This is a genomic window from Protofrankia sp. Cr1 (assembly GCF_963555865.1).
Lineage (GTDB): Bacteria > Actinomycetota > Actinomycetes > Frankiales > Frankiaceae > Protofrankia.
Genome location: NZ_CAUVXO010000001.1, coordinates 1 through 1,542 on the forward strand (window position 1 = coordinate 1; position 1,542 = coordinate 1,542).

At 66.3% G+C, this 1,542-nt stretch carries 1 protein-coding gene and 1 pseudogene; one reads left to right on the top strand and one right to left on the bottom strand.

The features are described 5' to 3' along the window. Positions 1 to 260 precede the first annotated feature (260 nt). Positions 261 to 788: an orotate phosphoribosyltransferase gene (gene pyrE, locus U9980_RS00005; protein ID WP_322747900.1), complete on the top strand. Its 528-nt coding sequence runs from the start codon at positions 261 to 263 to the stop codon at positions 786 to 788. 159 nt (positions 789 to 947) lie between these two features. Here pyrE and U9980_RS00010 read toward each other — a convergent pair. Further along, positions 948 to 1,542: pseudogene (locus U9980_RS00010) on the bottom strand (hypothetical protein); the annotation flags it as partial.

Consider the following 1,542-nt stretch of genomic DNA (forward strand, 5'->3'; position numbering starts at 1 on the left):
TCCCGGGTATCCCGGATCACACTGCCGCACAGGCCCTGAGCGATGCTCGGGGCCTGTCTGCGTCCGTCCGACGCTCGCCGGCCCATGTACCCACCACGTGGGCTACGGTCGCGCCCGTCTCGGCAGCGGACGCTGTAGGTGGTAATGGTCGCTGCGGTGACCGTTTCTACCTACGCTCCGGCCTCGGTAGCGGAGGCGGTAGGTGGTCTCGGTCGCTGTTGTGACCGAGACCACCTACCCGATCTATAGAGTCCGCAGACATGACTGACACCGGCACGCTTGCCGCCCGCGTCCGGGCCGTGTCGCATCTGACCGGTCTGTTTCTGCTGCGTTCCGGGCGGACGAGCGGCGAGTACTTCGACAAGTATCTGTTCGAGGCTGACCCGGCGCTGCTCGCCGGGATCGTCGACGCGATGCGTCCGTTGCTGCCTGCGGACGCGGACGTGCTGGCCGGTCTTGAGCTCGGTGGTATCCCTCTGGTCACCCTGCTGTCCCAGCGGACGGGAATGCCGGCTCGGTTCGTCCGCAAGAAGGCCAAAGAGTACGGCACCTGTCGGACCGCCGAGGGCGGGACAGTCGAGGGCCTGCGGGTCGTGCTCGTCGAGGACGTCGTGACCAGCGGCGGTGCCATCCTGGACGCGGCCCGGGTCCTGCGGGAGCAGGGCGCGATCGTGGAACATGCCCTGTGCGTGATCGACCGTCAGGAGGGCGGGCGGGACAACCTCGCTGGAATCGGACTCGACCTTCGGCCGGTGCTCACCCGCGCTGATCTGGACGCCGTCGCCTGAGGTTCCCGCCGGCTGAAGGCGCCCACTACCGGCGCCCGCTACCAGCGGCCGGAACCGCCGCGTGACATCTTTGGACGCGTGATCTCGGTGGTCATGGCAAATCGTGCAGCGACCTGATGGATCCGTTGTGATCACGCGTCCGTCGACCGACCCGATGGATCAGATCCGAGGTGATACGTCCGGGCCGGACCGGGAGGTTCCAGTCGGGCCGGGCCGGGATGATCCGGTGTATTCCGGCCGATCCGCCCGCGTCTGAGCCCGGTCGCTATCGGGGTATGGGTCGTAGGAGTCGCGCGGCGGTGCGTCGTACCTGGTCAGTCCGTAGATCGCGAGCACGTCGAGCCCGATGAGGACGAGCGACCAGCCTGGGAAGATCGCGAGGAAGGCGAGCTGGGCGATCGCGTTGATTCCGCACATGGCGATGCCCAGCCAGCGTGCCCACTGTTTGCCTGTGATGACCGCGGCAGCGGTGCCGATCTGGACGATGCCCATGCACAGCAGCAGCCAGCCCCAGAAGTCCAGATCCTGGTAGATGACGGTGTCGTTGGCCGTGATGAGGACGGCGTACTTCCTGAGTGCGGCGATTCCATAGATAATGTTGTGGAAGCCGGCGATGAAGATGATGACTGCGGCAAATACCAGCCATCCACCATCAGTGTGCGCAGAGCGTGCCCGTTCCATACGAATCCTCCCCGGAGCCTGACGGGACGGTGAGCCCTCCTTGGCATGCCCTCGTGCTGCCCAGGACATGCCC

Excerpts from the sequence above, each read along its gene's own strand:
- pyrE (WP_322747900.1), top strand. The coding sequence starts at position 261 with ATGACTGACACCGGCACGCTTGCCGCCCGCGTCCGGGCCGTGTCGCAT.